General features: G+C 70.3%; 15 protein-coding genes, 1 tRNA gene and 1 pseudogene. 7 read left to right on the forward strand and 10 right to left on the reverse strand.

Annotation, left to right across the window (positions count from 1 at the left end):
• Positions 1 to 6: 6 nt before the first annotated feature.
• From ACTWPP_RS35915 to ACTWPP_RS35925, 3 genes and pseudogenes are all read left to right on the forward strand, one after another.
• A complete protein-coding gene (locus ACTWPP_RS35915) occupies positions 7 to 180 on the forward strand; it encodes a LysR family transcriptional regulator (protein WP_443108874.1) in 174 nt (57 codons plus the stop codon).
• Between the two features lie 26 nt (positions 181 to 206).
• Positions 207 to 817, forward strand: a pseudogene (locus ACTWPP_RS35920) (LysR family transcriptional regulator substrate-binding protein).
• A gap of 69 nt (positions 818 to 886) precedes the next feature.
• Positions 887 to 1,489, forward strand: a complete 603-nt coding sequence (locus ACTWPP_RS35925) for an isocitrate/isopropylmalate family dehydrogenase (protein WP_443108875.1) — start codon at positions 887 to 889, stop codon at positions 1,487 to 1,489.
• Between the two features lie 81 nt (positions 1,490 to 1,570).
• On the opposite strand, the gene ACTWPP_RS35930 is transcribed toward ACTWPP_RS35925, so the two are convergent.
• From ACTWPP_RS35930 to ACTWPP_RS35940, 3 genes are all read right to left on the reverse strand, one after another.
• Positions 1,571 to 2,932 carry a M28 family peptidase gene (locus ACTWPP_RS35930; protein ID WP_443108876.1) on the reverse strand — a complete coding sequence of 454 codons (1,362 nt, stop codon included), beginning with the start codon at positions 2,930 to 2,932 and terminating at the stop codon, positions 1,571 to 1,573.
• 315 nt (positions 2,933 to 3,247) lie between these two features.
• A complete protein-coding gene (gene wrbA, locus ACTWPP_RS35935) occupies positions 3,248 to 3,850 on the reverse strand; it encodes an NAD(P)H:quinone oxidoreductase (protein ID WP_443108877.1) in 603 nt (200 codons plus the stop codon).
• Positions 3,847 to 5,244, reverse strand: a complete 1,398-nt coding sequence (locus tag ACTWPP_RS35940; protein ID WP_443108878.1) for an MFS transporter — start codon at positions 5,242 to 5,244, stop codon at positions 3,847 to 3,849. The genes wrbA and ACTWPP_RS35940 overlap by 4 nt, the downstream gene beginning before the upstream one ends.
• Positions 5,245 to 5,322: 78 nt before the next feature.
• On the opposite strand from ACTWPP_RS35940, the gene ACTWPP_RS35945 reads away from it, so the two are divergent.
• From ACTWPP_RS35945 to ACTWPP_RS35955, 3 genes are all read left to right on the forward strand, one after another.
• Positions 5,323 to 5,940, forward strand: a complete 618-nt coding sequence (locus ACTWPP_RS35945; protein WP_443108879.1) for a TetR/AcrR family transcriptional regulator — start codon at positions 5,323 to 5,325, stop codon at positions 5,938 to 5,940.
• A gap of 388 nt (positions 5,941 to 6,328) precedes the next feature.
• Positions 6,329 to 6,835 (forward strand): hypothetical protein, encoded by a 507-nt coding sequence (locus ACTWPP_RS35950; protein ID WP_443108880.1) that lies wholly within the window; start codon positions 6,329 to 6,331, stop codon positions 6,833 to 6,835.
• A 181-nt stretch (positions 6,836 to 7,016) separates the two neighbouring features.
• A complete protein-coding gene (locus ACTWPP_RS35955) occupies positions 7,017 to 7,313 on the forward strand; it encodes a hypothetical protein (protein ID WP_443108881.1) in 297 nt (98 codons plus the stop codon).
• 15 nt (positions 7,314 to 7,328) lie between these two features.
• On the opposite strand, the gene fdxA is transcribed toward ACTWPP_RS35955, so the two are convergent.
• The 4 genes from fdxA to selD are packed head-to-tail and all read right to left on the reverse strand — an operon-like array spanning position 7,329 to position 11,914.
• On the reverse strand, positions 7,329 to 7,655 hold the full coding sequence (gene fdxA / locus ACTWPP_RS35960; RefSeq protein WP_443108882.1) for a ferredoxin: 327 nt from the start codon (positions 7,653 to 7,655) through the stop codon (positions 7,329 to 7,331).
• 55 nt (positions 7,656 to 7,710) lie between these two features.
• Positions 7,711 to 9,492 (reverse strand): selenocysteine-specific translation elongation factor, encoded by a 1,782-nt coding sequence (selB, locus tag ACTWPP_RS35965; protein ID WP_443108883.1) that lies wholly within the window; start codon positions 9,490 to 9,492, stop codon positions 7,711 to 7,713.
• 14 nt (positions 9,493 to 9,506) lie between these two features.
• Positions 9,507 to 10,814 carry an L-seryl-tRNA(Sec) selenium transferase gene (gene selA, locus ACTWPP_RS35970; protein WP_443108884.1) on the reverse strand — a complete coding sequence of 436 codons (1,308 nt, stop codon included), beginning with the start codon at positions 10,812 to 10,814 and terminating at the stop codon, positions 9,507 to 9,509.
• A 59-nt stretch (positions 10,815 to 10,873) separates the two neighbouring features.
• Positions 10,874 to 11,914, reverse strand: coding sequence for a selenide, water dikinase SelD (selD, locus tag ACTWPP_RS35975; RefSeq protein ID WP_443108885.1), 1,041 nt, complete (start codon positions 11,912 to 11,914; stop codon positions 10,874 to 10,876).
• 251 nt (positions 11,915 to 12,165) lie between these two features.
• Between selD and ACTWPP_RS35980 the strand changes: the two genes are divergently transcribed.
• A tRNA-Sec gene (locus ACTWPP_RS35980) sits at positions 12,166 to 12,260 on the forward strand.
• A 72-nt stretch (positions 12,261 to 12,332) separates the two neighbouring features.
• Here ACTWPP_RS35980 and ACTWPP_RS35985 read toward each other — a convergent pair.
• From ACTWPP_RS35985 to ACTWPP_RS35995, 3 genes are all read right to left on the reverse strand, one after another.
• On the reverse strand, positions 12,333 to 13,394 hold the full coding sequence (locus tag ACTWPP_RS35985; RefSeq protein WP_443108886.1) for an LLM class F420-dependent oxidoreductase: 1,062 nt from the start codon (positions 13,392 to 13,394) through the stop codon (positions 12,333 to 12,335).
• 5 nt (positions 13,395 to 13,399) lie between these two features.
• Positions 13,400 to 14,383: an NADPH:quinone oxidoreductase family protein gene (locus tag ACTWPP_RS35990; RefSeq protein WP_443108887.1), complete on the reverse strand. Its 984-nt coding sequence runs from the start codon at positions 14,381 to 14,383 to the stop codon at positions 13,400 to 13,402.
• Between the two features lie 106 nt (positions 14,384 to 14,489).
• Entirely contained in the window at positions 14,490 to 15,956 is a 1,467-nt protein-coding gene (locus ACTWPP_RS35995) for a cytochrome P450 (RefSeq protein WP_443108888.1), read from the reverse strand.
• Positions 15,957 to 16,197 lie beyond the last annotated feature (241 nt).

Below are 16,197 nucleotides of genomic sequence, written 5' to 3' on the forward strand. Positions count from 1 at the left end.
ATCCCGGTGAGGGCGACGATCCGCAGCCTGGAGAAGGACCTGGGGACGCCGCTGTTCCACCGCACCGGGCGGCGCGTCGTCCTGACCGAGGCGGGCCGGGCGCTGATCGCCCCGGCGCGGCAGGCGGGGTGCGCAGCCTGGAGGTGGCGCGGGAGAGCGTCACCGCGGCTCAGGGCCTGAGGAAGGGACGCATCGCCGTCGCCTCGATGCCGTCCCCCGCGATCGAGCCGCCCGGCGGCATGATGCAGCGCTTCGCCGAGCGGTACCCGGGGGTGGACGTGCTGCTGCGGGACGCGCCGGTGCCGGGCGCGGTCATCGACATGGTGCGTACCGGGGTCACCGAGCTGGGGCTGCTGTCGGCGTGGGATCCGCCCGCCGCGACCGAGGTCGACCTGCACCCGGTGGAGGAGCAGCGGCTCGTCCTGGTGGCACCGCCGGGCGGTCCGTTCGCGCCGGGTCCGCCGCTGCCCCGGGAGCGCCTCGCCGGGCACGGCTGATCGCCGGGGAGCGCGGGACGGGCATGCGGCGCCTGGCCGACGAGATCCGGGCCTCCGGGGTGGAGGTGCCGTTCGCGGTGGAGACCGACCACCGGGCGGCGATCCTTTCGCTGGTCCTCAAGGGGGTGGGCGTGGCGATCCTCGCGGAGGCGTGGCGCCCGCTGGCACTGCGCGCGGGCGCGGTCGTCCGCGACCTGGACCCGCCCGCCACGCTGCACGTCGCCCTGGCCGCCCGGAAGGGCTGGCTCAGCCCGATCGCCGAAGAGTTCCTGCGGGTGGCTCTTCCCGCGACCCGGGCGGCAGTCCCCGCCGATCAATAGGCACGGTTTATAGGACACATCGGGGACGCGTCTTGGACGTGACCGCGAACCCTTGATCCAATTCCGGGCATGAGCAGCAGCACGGGGCACCGCATCGCGTTGATCCCCGGCGACGGCATCGGCCGCGAGGTCGTCCCGGCGGCGCGGAGGGTCCTGGACGCCGTGTGCGAGCGGCACGGCCTGGCCCTCGACTACGCCGAATACGACTGGTCGTGCGAGCGGTACGAACGCGAGGGCGCGATGATGGCGGACGACGCCCTCGACCGCCTGGCCGAACACGACGCGGTCCTGCTGGGCGCCGTCGGGTACCCGGGCGTGCCCGACCACGTGTCGCTGTGGGGGTTGCTGATCCCGATCCGCCGCCGGTTCCGGCAGTACGTGAACCTGCGTCCCATCAAGGTGTTCGAGGGCCTGGACAGCCCGCTGCGCGGCGCCCGTGCCGGGGAGGTCGACTTCGTCGTCGTCCGGGAGAACGTGGAGGGCGAGTACAGCGAGATCGGCGGGCGGATCTACCAGGGCACGCCACAGGAGACCGCCGTGCAGGAGTCGGTGTTCACCCGCGCCGGCGTCACCCGCGTCCTCGACTACGCCTTCGACCTTGCCGGACGGCGCCGCGGGCGGCTCACCTCGGCGACCAAGTCGAACGGCATTGTGCACACCATGCCGTTCTGATCGCCGGTGACGCCCGGAGCCCGGCGCCCGGAGCCCGCCGCCCGGAGCCAGGGGCCACGGGCGGCGGGCACGCGTGCGGTGTTACCTGTGGCGCGCCACGTCGTAGGCCGCGCAGCCGATCAGTTCGAGGGACACCTGGAGCCGCTTCAGGCTGATGTTCTGGGCGATGGTGTCCTCGGGGGTGTGGTAGAGCGGCTCGAGCTGGCTGGGCGCCTCATCGCCGCGCCAGCTGAAGTTGCCCGCGGGGACGCCGCGTTCGTAGAAGGCCTCGTGGTCGCTGGAGCCGCGGGCGACGGGGCCCTCGGTCTGGTCGACGTAGCCGAGCCGGCGCGCGGCGGCGTTCACTGCGGCCGTGGTGGTGTTGTCCGCGCCGTCCACGGACAGCAGCCAGTACGTGGTCGCGGGCGGATGGCTGGTGGCGACCATGTCGTTCTGGAAGCACCCGGTGATCTGCTTGACGCCGGCCTCGTCGAGGTTCTTCACGTAGTGGCGGGCACCGACCAGGCCGTACTCCTCCGAACCCCACAGGTAGATGCGGATCGCCTGCTGGGTGGGCAGCCGCTTCAGGACGCGCGCCAGTTCCAGGCACAGCACGGTTCCGCTGCCGTCGTCGTTGGCGCCGGGCGAGCCGGGAACGCTGTCGTAATGGGCGCTGACGATGACGGCCTTGCCCTCCGGGTTGGGGAACGTCGCCCTCCGTTCGGCCAGGACGTTGTACGAGGTCAGCCCGGAGTGATGGGTGACCTGGAAGGACAGCCGCCGGGCGCCCGCCCGGATCCGCTCGCCGTGGTACTCGGCCAGGCCCAGCACCGGGATGGTGACCGGCTCCTTCAGATTGGGGGTGAAAGAGCCGGGTTTGCGCTCGGGGTAGGTGGTCGAGCGTGCGTTGATGATGAGCGCCGCAGTGGCGCCCGCGTCCGCGGCGGCCTTGGCCTGCTCGGTCTCCATGCCGATCACACGGTCGAACAGCACCGGTCTGCCGCGCACGTCGCCGGTGACCTCGGTGACCGGGCCCACGTCGACCACCTTGCCGCTCACGGTGGCGACGGCGCCCTGTGGAGAGGCGCTGCACTGCCAGAGCCGTTCGCCCTTGGCGCGGATCTCCGCCAGGTACTTGTCGGCGACCGGGAAGGGCTGCAGTTCGACCTGGTAGCCGAGGCCGCGCAGTTGCCAGGCGATGTAGCGGGCGGCGCGGTGTTCGGTCTCGGTCCCGGCGATGCGCCAGCCGATCTCGTCGCTGAGCACCTTCAGGTGCCGCAGGGCCCGGCGTGCGTCGACGCGGGCGACCACGGCCTTGTCGCCGGGGGTGAGGGAGGGCGGCCGGAGGGCACCGGGGCGCTGCCGGGTCGCGGCGGAGGCGGTGCCGGGCAGCAGGCCGACGGTCGCGAATCCGGCGAAGGCCGCGGCTCCGGCCAGCAGGTCACGGCGCTTGACCTCGGACATGGGATCTCCTGAGGAGGTAGGGGGCCGTGCCCGCCGGCCCGGGTCTCGAGCCGGTGACGGACGACGGCACCGCGAACGGAGCCCCCGTTTTGGGTGAAACCTATGCAAATCCCCCAACGTCAACAAGAACGGCCCGAAGTTCCGAGACCGAACCGTGATCAAGGTCGGCCATGGAGCGTTCCTGCGTTCGTGCGCAGGAACGGGCCCGCTTCCGGCGAGGTCGCTCGCCGGAAGCGGGCCCGTGGCGTCGCGCCAGTTCACCCCTGCCGTTCCTCGCCGCCGGAATTGAACGGCGGCCATGCTTCCGCCGTCGGGTCAGGCGACGTGGCCGCGCTTGAGCGCCGTGGCCATCTGTGTGATGCGCCTGGCCTGGTAGCGGGCACCGTCGAGTACGGGCCCGGCGGGCTGGCCCTCGCCGCCGACGTGGGAGGTGCCGTAGGGGTTGCCGAGATGGAACTGGATGTCGTCGGTGTAGCCGGGTGGGACGATCAGGCCGCCCCAGTGGCAGAAGACGTTGTGCAGGGTCAGCAGCGTGCTCTCGTGGCCGCCGTGTGCGGTCCCCGCCGAGCCGAACGCACCGTAGATCTTGTCCGCCAGCAGTCCCTTCTGCCAGACCGGCCCGGTGATGTCGATGAACTGCTTGAGCTGGCTGGCCATGGCGCCGTACCGGGTGGGGGTGCCCAGCATGATCGCGTCCGCCCACAGCAGGTCGTCCACGGTGGCTTCGGGGATGTCCTTGGCCTGCTCGGCATGGGCGGCCCAGGCGGGTTGGCCGGCGATGACCTGGGCGGGGGCCAGTTCGGCGACCTTGCGCAGCCGTACCTCGGCTCCGGCCTTCTCCGCGCCCTCGGCCGCCGCGGTGGCCAATGCGTGCACGTTCCCGGTGGCGCTGTAGTAGACGATCGCGACGTTCGTCATTGCAGGGATTCCTTTCGCTGAGCGTGTGAGGCAGAGGTTTTGTGATCTTCGCGGTCGGACGGGGACCTGATGAGGAGGGCCGCGAGGCTCAGGACGGCCATGCAGAACGCCATGCCGATGGCAAGGCGCATCCCCTCGAACCGGTAGTCGGTCATGGACCAGGTAACGGTGGCCAGGGCGGGACCGAGCGCGACGCCGAGCTGCCGTACCAGGCTGGTGGACGCGCCGGTGGTGGCCAGCAGATGGTGCGGGGACAGGCCCATGGCCATGGTCTGGTTGGGCCCGGCGAAGAGCCCGGCGCCCACGCCCACGAGGGTGAGCGGAACGGCGAGTTCGGCCGGGCCCCATCCGGCGTCGAAGCCGAGCAGTTCGAACGAGGCGAGGCTGAGGGAAAGGACGACCAATCCACCGGCGGCGGTCCGCTTGGCGCCCCACCGGTCGGAGAGCACCCCGCCCGCGAGGCCCGCCACCATGATCCCGATGGGCAGTGCCAGCATGGTCATCCCCGTCGTGCTGGGGGAGGTGCCGCCCTGGAGCAGGTGGAACGGGATCAGGAACTGCACGGTCATGATCGCGGTCATCTCGGTGAGCAGCGCCAGGTGCGGGCCGCGCATGCCCGGTACGGCGATCAGTTCACGGACGGGCCGTCCGGCCGGCAGCCGCCACCAGGCCAGCACGAACGGCACGGCCAGCGGGGCGAGCAGGAGCCAGGCGGGCCCGCCGCCCGCGCCCAGCGAGAGCGCGAGCATGACCGCGACCGCGGCGGCGCCGAGCAGCCCGGTCTCGGCCGTCCAGGACCGATCCGGTACGCGCAGCCGCCGGCCCGGACGCAGCTGCGACCGCGCGATCACGATCACCAGCGCGCTCACCGGGACGTTCAGATAGAAGATCCACGGCCAGCCGAGCGACTCGATGATCAGCCCGCCCAGGCCCGGCCCGGCCACGCCGCCCAGCGGTCCGAGCGTCATCACCACCGCCATCGCCCGCCCGCGCATCTGGGGCCGTACCGCGATCGTGGTGAGGACTGGGACGAGCGCGAACAGCGCCGCGCCGAACGCGCCCTGCACCACGCGGGCGGCCAGCAGCCACCCGATGCCCGGCGCGAGTCCGGCCGCGACGCCGGCCACCGCGAACCCGGTGACCGCGAAGACCAGCGCCTGGCGCCGTCCCACCCGGTCCAGCCAGCGTCCGCTCGGCAGGCTGAGCGCGATCAGCGGCAGCACGTACCCCAGCACGACCCATTCGGTGAGGCTCGTGCCGGTGCCGAACTCGTGCTCGATGGTGGGCAGCGCGACGTTGACGATGGTCACGTCCAGCTGGGCTATGAACACCGCGAGGCCCGTGGCGGCGACCAGCCACCAGCGATCGCGCATGCCGGAGTCGTTCCCGTCCACCGCCGGCCCCCCGAGGAAACTTGTCAGCCTGTCAACTTGGTAAAGTAGACATCACGACAAATTTCTGCAAGGGGCCGCATGGCGAGGGCGATCGGAGACCCACAGAACGCGCGGAGCCGCCGGACGCGCGAAGCGGTGCTGGCCGCGACACGGAACATCCTGGAGAGCGACGGGTTCGAGGCGCTGACCATGGCGGAGGTCGCCACCCGCGCCGGGATCTCACGCCAAGCCGTCTACCTGCACTTCCGCTCCCGCAGCGAGCTCGTGACCGCCCTGTTCGGGTACATGGGCGAGAAAGAGGGACTGACCGAGTCGCTCGGCCCCGTGTGGAACGCGCCTGATGCGGTCACCGCTCTCCGGGAGTGGGCGCGGCACCTGGCCGCCTACCATCCGCGGCTGATGGCGGTGGACCGGGCGATCGACCGCGTCCGCCACGCCGACGTCGATGCCGCACGGTACCGGGAGACCATCGACACCAGGCAGATGGCCGGCTGCCGTGTGCTGGCCGAGCGGCTGGCGGACGAGGGGCGCCTGGCCGAACCCTGGACGGTGGACACGGCCGCCGACATGCTGTGGGCTCTGATCGCCACGGACCTGTTCGAACGCATGCTCGCTCGCGGCTGGACGACCGCGGCCATCACCGAGCATCTTCGGGCGATGTTCGAAAAGACCTTCGTGCGGCCGACAGACCCCTGAACGAGTGCTTCCCGATGGCCGCAGGGGGCCGGTGATCGGGTGATCGGCCGGCCGTGAGTCTCCGCTGAGGTTCCCGGACCTCCTGCTGATCGGGCCGGAGCCCCACCGCGGCGTGCCGGCCGTCACTCGGTGGCTTGATTCCACTGAGCGATGGGCGTGGGGATGTCCGAATCTCGTCGCGTACCGGGTGTGGTTGAAGTTGATCGCATGAACGCCCAGAGTGGCCGTGTCCAAACTCAATGTCATTGCCACGGGTGAAGCGGAATTCCCGGGGGCGTCGCGGCCGGGCGGTTGAAGGGGAAACTGTGAAGAAGATCTAAGTTGATCATGTTTCGGGCATTCCGTAAGCTCGTTTCTGATCACGAAGGGTCGACGAACAGGAGACTGCGTGAAGCAGCGGATGGGCCGGATTCTGGCTACGGGCCTTGTCACCACAACGCTCGCCGGGCTCGGCACGACGGTGATGGCGGGACCCGCCAACGCCACCGACACCCGATGCAAGACCAGCACGAAGGAGTACCCGACCAACGGGTTCAACGCCGACGTCTCGGTGCGGCTCTGCATCTACCGCAACTGGGGCGGTCCGGGCGGCAGCAACAGCTACAAGTGGGCCAGCGCGCATGTCAGCTGGGGCGACTCGGGCTCCGGCAAGTTCGAGAACTTCGACGTCCAGGTGCGGATCGAACAGAACGACGCCGACATCAGGACCAAGACCTGCGACTTCACCGCGGAGATCAACGGCAGCAGCTCCGGCTCCAAGACCTGCAGGCTGCCCGGCACCGGGTCGTACCTGAACATCGCCGGCAACACCGCCGACGGGCATGTCGTCGCGAACGTCAACGACGACGGCAAGGGCAACCAGACGTGGGGCCTTGCGGGTACCGCGAAGCTCTGAGCCACCGGCCGGGCCCGCGCGCGGGCGCACCGGTGCGAAGGACCCCGTCCGGATCGTCCGGGCGGGGTCTTCGCGCGGTCACGGACTTTTCTCCGGGCCCGGCCGTGGAGCGTGGACCACGACCGGGTCCCTTGAGCGGTTCGCCCGGCTGGAACGCGCCGCTGCGGGAAGGATCGGAGGCATGCTGGACGCGCAGAGGGCGATGGTCGCGGACGAGCTCGAGATGCGGGGGTCGCCCTTGTGCGACTGCGCGCAGCACGGACCCGCGGTCAGCCGGTCGACCGGGGCGGCGATCGCGCATCACTGCGGTTGCGCGGCGGTGCGGGCGTCCGCCCTGGCGCGCCGCGCCGCGTCCGCCACCCGGCATGCGCGCGAGTGCGGGTGCGATGACGCCGACCGCGAGGCCGCGCTGTTCTGGGAGGGGGAGTTCGCCGCACGCCGTCCCGGTGGCCACGTGCCGGGCTCTGGAGCGTGCTGACCAGGGCCCGGCGAGTCAGGATGCCGGGTTCTGCGGCGGAAGGGCGGCGATCAATGGGTGATCGCGGTCGATCGGGCCGGTTCTCGACGCGCCTCCCGGAGAACCTAGGTCGGTGAAGAACTCCACGTTGGCCGCGTAGAAGTCCTTCCACTGCTCGGGCACGTCGTCCTCGTAATAAATCGCCTCGACGGGGCAGACCGGCTCGCAGGCGCCGCAGTCCACGCATTCGTCGGGGTGAATGTACAACGACCGGCCGCCTTCGTAAATGCAATCGACGGGGCATTCGTCAATGCAGGACTTGTCCTTGACATCGACGCAAGGCTGTGCGATCACATAGGTCATCGAAGACCTCCAGAAGTCGCTCTTGATGAGATCATGCGGCTTATGCGGTACGGGGCTACCGGGCGTGGATCACGATGCGTTCGCCGGTGTCGATCCTGCGCGTGCGCCCGGCGCGGTCCAGCATTTCGAAAAGGGGGACGGCGACCCGTCGGGTCGTGCCGAGTGCGCGCCGTCCGTCGCTCAGGGTGAACGGTTGCGGAAGCGTCGCGAGTCGCCGGACGGCCAGGTCCGCCGCGTCCGGCAGCAGGTAGACCCCGTCGGCGACGCGCAGAAGCCGCCCGGACCTGACGGCGGCGGCGAGGGCGCGCCGCCCCAGCCCGAGATCCATGAGCTCCTGGCCGCCCGGGGCCGCGAAGGGCTCCGCGGTCAACCTCTCACTGATCACGGCGAGCGCCTTCTCCGCCTCTGGCGGAAGGGTCGCCGAGACACCCGCGCGGTGAATGCCGTCGCCGTCCGACACGATCCCGTCCGCATGCGCGACAAGTGCGTCGACGAGCCGGACGTCGGGGAGCCCCAGCCTTTTGGCGACCGCCTCACGCGGAATTCCCGGCACCAGCGGCTGGTCGGCGGCCCACTGGTCGGCGACGGAGAACAGGCCGGCTTTCCAGTCGTCCCATTGCCGTTGGTGGACGAGCCAGTCCCCGATGGCCACCGCGTTGCCGGGTGGCTCCGCATCGGGCGCCATGACGCCCATCGCGACGAGCAGGTTCCGGTCCGCCACGCGGCGTCGCGTGATCTCCCCGGCCGGGTCGGCCTCGCCTGGCATCCCGGTGAGCTCGGTCGCGCGTGCGGCGGCGGCGCGGCGGCGGATCGGCGGCGGTGCGGTGTCCAGAACGATCAGCCCGGCCACGATCTTCTGCGCCCCCGGATCGCGGAGGATCGCGCGCTCGCCCACATGCAGGGGCAACGGGGCGGCCAGGGTCAACCGTGCCGTGTCCACGCCCAGCCTGCGGACGCGCACGGAAACGGCCGCCGAGCCGACATGGAGGATCAGAACCGACGCCATGCGATCCGCGGCGGATACGAGCCGCACGTCCATGGACGTCACGGGCTTCCACCGTGAAGGGGCGACGAGTGCGTCGCCCCGGCGGATCTCGCGGGTCGTCAGCCCGCGGACGTTCACGGCGACACGGGCGACGGCCGCGGTGCGGTCCACGGCCTCCTTGAGGCATTCCAGCTTCCGCACCCGAACCGGTCTGCGGGAGGGGGCGAGGAGCAGTTCGTCGCCGGTCGCGATCTCCCCCGTCCCGAGCGTGCCGGTGATTATGGTGCCCGCACCACGGATCGTGAAGACCCTGTCGACCCACAGACGTGCCGGCAGGCTCGGTGCCGGCGCGGGTATCTCCGCGACCAGGCGTCCGAGCGCCGCACGCAGATCGGTGACGCCCTCCCCGGTGAGCGCGCTGACCGCGACGGTCTCGACCTCCTCGAACACCGTGCCGGCCAGGTAGTCGTGTGCCTCCTCGGCCGCCAGATCGGCGTCGCCGAGATCGGCGCGGCTGATGACGAGGAGGCCGCGCCGGACGCCGAGCGCCTGGAGGGCGGCCAGGTGCTCACCGGTCTGCCGGCACCAGCCCTCGTCCGCCGCGACCACGAGCATCGCGGCCGGGACGGGCCCCAGGCCGGCGAGCATGTTGGTGATGAACCGGTGGTGGCCCGGGACGTCGACGAAGGCGACGGTGTCGCCGCCGGGGAGGATTGTCCAGGCATAACCGAGATCAATGGTCATGCCCCGGCTGCGCTCCTCGGCCCAGCGGTCGGGCTCCATCCCGGTCAGCGCGCGGAGCAGGGTCGACTTCCCGTGGTCGACGTGGCCCGCGGTGGCGATCACATGCATGGCCGGCCTCGCCCTCATCGCTTCCCGAGCCGCTCGTCGGCCGCGACCACCGCACGGTGCAGCGCCGTGTCGTCGTCCTCCGGCACGCATCGGAGGTCGAGCAGGCACTGGCCGCGCTCGACCCGGCCGACGACGCAGGGGCGGCCCTGGCGCAGCGGGGCGGCGATGGGCTCGGGGAGCCGGACCGCCCAGCCCGGGAGCGCCACGCCGGGAGCACCACCGCCGCCGACCGCGCCCGGACTCTCGACGGCGGCCGCGGTGATGCCTTCCGCCCGCAGGTCGGCCGCGAGGACCTCGGCTCGCCGCCGGAGGTCTTTTCGGTCCGCCGCGAGGGCCCGGCGCGCCGGGCCCTCGGGACCGCGCAGGGTCGCCTCCAGCGCGGCGAGTGCGAGCTTGTCGACGCGGAAGGCACGGGCGAGGGGGTTGCGGCGGAGCGCGTGGACGGTGTCGCGCCGCCCGAAGATCAGCCCCGCCTGCGGTCCGCCGAGCAGCTTGTCACCACTTGAGGTGACGAGGGTGGCGCCTTCGGTCAGCCAGGTCGTGACGTCGGGTTCGCCGGGGAGCAACGGGTCGTGGACGAGAAGGCCTGAGCCGACGTCCGCCACGACGGGAGGGCCGAGGGCGCTCAGCTCCCGCACGCCGACCGAATGCGTGAACCCGTCGACGCGGAAGTTCGACGGGTGGATCTTGACGATGAATCCGGTCTCGGGGCCGACCGCCTCCGCGTAGTCGGCCGGCCGCGTGCGATTCGTGGTGCCGACTTCGCGGAGCCTCGCCCCGGCGTGGATCAGCAGCTCCGGAATGCGGAAGCGGTCGCCGATCTCCACCATCTCGCCGCGGCTGATCACGATCTCGCGTCCGCGGGCGAGCGTGGCGACCGCCAGCGCGAGCGCCGCCGCGCCGTTGTTGACGATGTGGACGTCCTCGGCGGCCGGAACCGCCTCGCGCAGCGCCTCCAGCGTGCCGCGTCCTCGCCGGGCGCGCCCGCCGCCGGTCACGTCGTACTCCACATCGACGTACCCGGCGGCCGCCGACAGCGCCTCGACGGCGGCGGGTGACAACGGGGCGCGTCCGAGATTGGTGTGCAGGACGACGCCGGTGGCGTTGAGAACGGGCCTGAGCGTCGTCGCGGTCTCCGGCAGATGCGTGATCGCGGAGTCGGCCACGGAGTCGGGCGCTATCTCGCCCGAGCGGGCGCGTTCCTGCGCTTCGCGGACAGCGTGCTTCACCAGTGTCGGGCCGAGTTTGTGCAGCGGTTCGGCGAAACGGGTGTCCGCGAGGACGGTGTCGGTGCCGGGGACGAGTCGACGGGGATCACGCATGGACACCTCGGGGGACGGTCGTTGGCTGCGAACGGGGGATGCGGTCACACTCAGCGGGGTCAGAGGACGACGAGCGTGCGGTCGCGCGATTCGACCAGCTCGCCGATGATCGGTGAACCCGGTACCTCCCCCGCGACGAGGAGGCCGCCCGAGGTCTGGGCGTCGGCGAGGAGGAGGCGGTCGTCGGTGCGCACCGCCGCTCCCCAGTCCGTGTGCGGATCGACCCAGCCGAGATTCCGGTGCGTTCCGCCGCTGACGAATCCGTCGCGCACGGCCTCGCGCGCGCCGTCGAGGTAGGGCACCGCTGAGGGGTCCACCACCGCGGTGACGCCGCTCGCGCGGGCGAGCTTGTACAGGTGGCCCAGCAATCCGAATCCCGTGACGTCGGTTGCGCAGGCGGCCCCGGCGTCGAGGGCGGCCACGGACGCCTCCCGGTTGAGCTCGGCCATGGTCTCGACCGCCTGCGGGAAACGTTCCCCCGTCGCCTTATGGCGGTTGTTCAGGACCCCGGTGCCCAGCGGCTTCGTCAGGGAGATCGGCGTACCGGGACGGCCGGCGTCGTTCCGCAGCAGGCGGCCGGCGTCCGCCGTCCCGGTGACCGCCAGGCCGTACTTCGGCTCAACGTCGTCAACGCTGTGACCGCCGGCGAGATAGCATTTCGCGGCGACCGCGATGTCCATCCCGCCTCGCATCACTTCGGCGGCGAGTCCGATGGGCAGCCGGTCCCGCGGCCAGGCGAGCAGATTGACCGCCATGACCGGCGTCCCGCCCATCGCATATATGTCCGACAAGGCGTTCGCGGCGGCGATGCGGCCCCAGTCATAGGGATCGTCGACCACGGGCGTGAAGAAATCGGTCGTCAGTATCATTGTCGAGTTTCCCGCCGACCGGACGACGATGGCGTCGTCTCCGTCGTGCAGGCCGACGAGCAGTTCACTGCCGTTCGAGAACGTCAGGTCGGCCGGCAGGCCGCCGACCAGGGACTCCAATTCGCCCGGGGGAATCTTGCACGCGCAGCCGCCGCCGTGAGCGTACTGCGTCAGACGTATCTCTGCCGACGGTTCCGGTGATTCGCCGGAGATAATGGATTCGTCTATCAAAACTCCTCCAGATGGCGGCCGGTAACTAGCTGCTTATTCGATTCTCCGGACGTCCTCGACCATCTCTTCACCGCCGGGCCGGGACGCGGGCGGGCGGTTCAGGAGTGGTTCGCCGTTTCGATTGATCGAATCGTATCGCCCGTCCCGCCTTCAGCCCAGCCATTGGCTATGGAGTTGTGCGCCGAGGCTCCCGGATGAGGTTGATTCAGGCGCCTGCGATCGTGGTAATCTGACGTTGGCTGATCAAGCCTGGAGGTGCTTCCGGCCTGGTGACCGGCGCGGTCTTCAAAACCGTTGCGGCGAGCTGCGCTCGCCTGGCGAGTTCGATTCTCGTTCACCTCCGCCACAATTCGGCCCGGGTTGCCGCCCCGGTCCGGGCGGAATCGATTTCCACCGGCTCCGGTGGCCTTCTACAGGCTCACGCGACGAGTCGGCCCAGCGTTCGAAGTGCCGGCATGTCACCGTTCACCAGCAGCGTCGTCACCATGCTGGACCTCCAGTGGCGCAGGTCCTCGGCCAGCTTCTCGGGCGGGCCCACCAGTGCGACGTCCTCGATGAGCCGTGTCGGCACGGCGGCGGCGGCCTCGGCCCTGCGGCCCTCGAAGAACAGCTCCTGTATCTGGGCGACATCCTCCCCGTAACCCATGCGCGTCATGAGATCGGCATGGAAGTTCCTGGCCCGGGTCCCCATTCCGCCGATGTACAGCGCGAGCGTGGGCCGCAGCCGATCGGCGGCCTTCTCGACGCTGGCATCGATCGACACCCACGTGCTCGCGGCGACCTCGAACTCCTCCCACGGCCGGTAGGGCCGCGCTCGTGCCGCTCCCTCCTCAAGCGGCTTGCGGAAGTTCTCCTCGTGGTACGGCGAAAAGAGAAACGTGAGCCATCCGTCGGCGATCTCGCGGGCCAGGCCGATGTTCTTCGGGCCTTCGGCGCCGATATAGATCGGCATGTCCGCGCGCAACGGATGCAGGGCGGACTTCAGTGGCTTGCCCAGGCCCGTTCCACCGCGCAGCGGAAGCCGGTAGTGCTCTCCCTCGAACTCCACCGGCTTCTCGCGCGCGATGATCTCCCGGACGAGGCCGACGTACTCCCGGGTGCGCGAGAGCGGGTGCTTGAAGTCCTGTCCGTACCATCCCTCGACCACCTGCGGCCCCGACACCCCGAGCCCGAGAACGAACCTGCCGCCGGTCAGATGGTCCATCGTCATCGCGGCCATCGCGGTCGCGGCGGGTGTGCGCGCACTGATCTGGGCGACCGCCGTGCCGAAACGAAGGTGTGACGATCCGGCGGCACCCCAGGACAGCGGCACGAAGGCGTCCGAGCCGTACGCCTCGGCGGTCCAGTAGGAGTCGTATCCGAGTTCTTCCAGTTCGCGGATGACGAACGCGAGGTCACTCGGCGGCGCCTTGCTCCACAGCATGCCGTTGACTCCGAGCCTGAGCCGCGAATGGGGGCCGGCGATGTTCTGTTCTGCCATGACCGTCACTCCTGCGTCACAACGACTTTTCCTATGGTTCCGCGCGAAGCCAGGGCGCTCAGTGCTTTGGGGACGTCGGCGAAATCGATCCGTGCCGAGATCAGCGGATCGATGCCGCCTTCCGCGTGAAGTCTCAGCAGAGCCTGATATGTGTCCGCGATGTATTGGGGTCGCCGTGTCCAGTACAGGGCGAGATGGAGCCCGACGACGGAGTAGTTCTTGATGAGGACGTGGTTGGACGGAGCCTGTGCGATGCGCCCCCCGGTGAATCCCACGACCACGAGGCGCCCCTCGAACGCCACCGCCTTGCGCGACAGGTCGAAGGTCTCTCCTCCGACCGGGTCGTAGATGACGTCGGCGCCGCGGCCGCCGGTGAACTCCCGTACCGCCGCGACGAAGTCGTCGGTCCGGTAGTCGATCGCCAGGTCGGCTCCCAGAGCGCGGCACACGTCGACCTTCTCCGCGCCGCCGGCGGTGGCGGCCACCCGGGCCCCGGCGGCCCGGCCGAGCTGGATCGCCGCGCTGCCCACACCGCCCGCGCCCGCGTGCACCAGCAGTGTCTCGCCGGCCTGCAGCCGGGCGCGCCGATGGAGCCCGACGAGGCCGGTCGGGTAGGTGACCACCATCGCGGCGGCGGTCGCGGATGTGAGGTCGTCGGGGACCTCGAAGAGTTCGCCGACGCCGACGACCGCCCGCTCGGCGAACCCGCCGTGGGGCAGCCGGCAGATGCCCGCCACACGCGTGCCCTCGGCGATCGCGACCCCGGCCCCGGTGGCCACCACCCGGCCTGCGGCCTCCATGCCCGGCGTGAAGGGAAGAGGGGGACGCTCCTGGTACTGGCCACGGCATACCAGGATGTCGGGAAAGTTCAGTGCCGCGGCCTCGACCTCTATCACGACCTCGCCGGGGCCTGGCACGGGGACCGGCGACTCCTCAAGGGACAGAACGTCCTCCGGTGGGCCCAGCGACCGGATCCGCCATGCCTGCACGTGGGCTCCCTTCCTTGTCCGCCGCAGTCGGCGTGACCGCTAGCGGCGGTCTCATGTCATCCATCCGGAGAAAGGCACCGAGGCCGGGTTCGCAGTACGCCCCCGCTCAACGGGTGTCCGCGATGACGCGACCGTCATGTGACGGAACAAGGGTCGCGTACCGCATTTTCGGCTTCTCCGAGGTTCCGTTCCCTGCGATTCGGAACCGATATCGTTCGAGCACGGCCGGTATCACCGCCTGCATTTCCAGCATCGCCAGCTGGGCGCCGAGACATTTGCGCCGTCCACCGCCGAACGGCATCCACGCCGGGGGACTCTCCTCGAGGAAACGCTCTGGCCGGAAGTCATCCGGCTCGGGGAAATAGCGGGGCAGGTTGTGCAGCAGCGTGGCGGACGGGTTGACCCACCATCCCGGGGGGATCCGGTAGCCGCCCAGTTCCAGCGTCCCGGTGGTGTAGCGCGGCATGTCCGGTCCCACGGGCCGGGTGCGGAGCGTCTCCTTGATCACGGCGTCGAGGTAGCCGCGGTCACCGCCGTCGACGACCGCCCGGGTCAGGCGGTCGAGCACGGTGGGATGGCGGACCAGCCGCTCGAAGGCCCAGGCGAGTCCCGTCGCGGTGGTCTCGTGGCCGGCGACGATGAGGGTCATCAGGGCGTCGCGCAGTTCGAGGTCGGTCATCGCGCGGCCGTCGTCGTCACGTGCTCGCAGCAGCACCGAGAGAATGTCGCCCCGGTCCGCGAGGTCGCCCGCGTCGCGACGTTCCGCGATCTCGGCGTAGAGGATCTCGTCGGTCTTGGCGAACAGTTCCCTGAACCTCACGACCGGATTGCGCGGAAGCCGTGCGAGGAGCGGTTCGATCCGTGCCCACAGCGATCTCGGCAGGATGGAGATGAGCGAGTTCAGCGACTCCCACGATTCCAGCAGCGGGGGGAGGAGCTCATGGAGCCGCTCGACGCGCCTGGCGTCACGGACCCCGAACACGACGCGGAGGATTATCTCGAGAGTGATGACCTGTATGTGCGGGCGGAGGCGGATCTCCTTGCCCGTCGGCCATTCACGGACGTGCGCGGCGGCGATGGCCGCGATCTCTTCGCGGTACCGCTCGATGCGTTTGCCGTGGAAGGCCGAGCCGAGAAGCCGCCGCTGGCGCATCCAGTCGTCCCCGTCAAGGCATATCAGTGAATTGACCCCGACGAGAGGTTCGAGGAACGGCTTGCGGGCCTCGCCGGCCTGTCCGATGTCACGATCGGTACTGAAGACCTGTTGCGCGAGATCGGGATCGGCGACGTAGGCCACGGGCGGGATTCCGATGAAGGCCACCCGGAAAACGTCGCCGTGGCGTTGCCGGCAACGTTCGAAGAATCCGACGGGGTCCCGTAATGCGAGAACCGTCTGCAGCCATTTGGGGAGGCGTGGGCCCGGTGGCAGCCCGAGATCGGCCCGTCCGCCATCCGGGGCCGCCGGGATGCGGCTGTCACCGCTCGTGCTCTCCTCACTGGGCGGCTGAGCGGATTCGGCGGATCTGCGCGCGGTATCGTGGTTCCGGCTCCTGGCGCTTGCGGTACGGCGCATTTTCCCCTCGCCTCGAACACTGCGGTTTCACCATGGCGCGCCGGGTGTGCATGACCGAGCCCAATGTAACCGCGTGATGTACAGACACGGTCCAGAATGTCGCAATTCCGAGTATGACGACTCGGGCCACGGCTTTCCAGGGCGGACGCTCCCGGCGGAATCGAGGTTCGGCCATGGGCGGCCGATTGCGAGAGCATTCCCGGGGCGCCGGGCCGATCACCGGGGTCGCGGCCGTATCGGC

It is taken from the genome of Actinomadura sp. 3N407 (assembly GCF_052245875.1).
GTDB lineage: Bacteria > Actinomycetota > Actinomycetes > Streptosporangiales > Streptosporangiaceae > Spirillospora.

What these genes read in the sequence shown, in the direction of transcription:
- ACTWPP_RS35925 (WP_443108875.1), top strand. Translation starts at nt 887, where the DNA reads ATGAGCAGCAGCACGGGGCACCGCATCGCGTTGATCCCCGGCGACGGC.
- ACTWPP_RS35930 (WP_443108876.1), bottom strand. Translation starts at nt 2,932, where the DNA reads ATGTCCGAGGTCAAGCGCCGTGACCTGCTGGCCGGAGCCGCGGCCTTC.
- wrbA (WP_443108877.1), bottom strand. Translation starts at nt 3,850, where the DNA reads ATGACGAACGTCGCGATCGTCTACTACAGCGCCACCGGGAACGTGCAC.
- ACTWPP_RS35945 (WP_443108879.1), top strand. Translation starts at nt 5,323, where the DNA reads ATGGCGAGGGCGATCGGAGACCCACAGAACGCGCGGAGCCGCCGGACG.
- ACTWPP_RS35955 (WP_443108881.1), top strand. Translation starts at nt 7,017, where the DNA reads ATGCTGGACGCGCAGAGGGCGATGGTCGCGGACGAGCTCGAGATGCGG.
- fdxA (WP_443108882.1), bottom strand. Translation starts at nt 7,655, where the DNA reads ATGACCTATGTGATCGCACAGCCTTGCGTCGATGTCAAGGACAAGTCC.
- selB (WP_443108883.1), bottom strand. Translation starts at nt 9,492, where the DNA reads ATGCATGTGATCGCCACCGCGGGCCACGTCGACCACGGGAAGTCGACC.
- selA (WP_443108884.1), bottom strand. Translation starts at nt 10,814, where the DNA reads ATGCGTGATCCCCGTCGACTCGTCCCCGGCACCGACACCGTCCTCGCG.
- ACTWPP_RS35985 (WP_443108886.1), bottom strand. Translation starts at nt 13,394, where the DNA reads ATGGCAGAACAGAACATCGCCGGCCCCCATTCGCGGCTCAGGCTCGGA.
- ACTWPP_RS35995 (WP_443108888.1), bottom strand. Translation starts at nt 15,956, where the DNA reads ATGCGCCGTACCGCAAGCGCCAGGAGCCGGAACCACGATACCGCGCGC.